This is a genomic window from Halomonas sp. ALS9 (assembly GCF_001651035.1).
In the GTDB taxonomy this organism is placed as follows: domain Bacteria; phylum Pseudomonadota; class Gammaproteobacteria; order Pseudomonadales; family Halomonadaceae; genus Vreelandella.
Genome location: NZ_LXRG01000138.1, coordinates 1 through 249 on the forward strand (window position 1 = coordinate 1; position 249 = coordinate 249).

Consider the following 249-nt stretch of genomic DNA (forward strand, 5'->3'; position numbering starts at 1 on the left):
AACCCGCGTGGTCATTGGCGAATGCAAAGCGCTGGATGACCCTCGCCGTGAGCGCCGCTATACCGAAGAGCAGTACCTAAAAAGCCCCGACGAGATGGCGGCACTGTTCGCCGATATTCCCGAAGCGCTGGAAAACAGCGTGATGATCGCCGAGCGCTGCAGCGTCGATGTGCGCCTGGGCGAGCTTTTCCTGCCCGGGTCCGGCATTCCTGTAGGTATGCCCCAGGACGAGTGCTTCCGCAAGGTCTC

The 249-nt window shown here is 61.4% G+C and carries 1 protein-coding gene; it reads left to right on the top strand.

Features of this window, described 5'->3' with window-relative positions; genetic code table 11:
• Nucleotides 1-249: hypothetical protein (locus A6R74_RS10495; RefSeq protein WP_131798069.1), on the top strand; the 249-nt coding region annotated here is incomplete at both ends.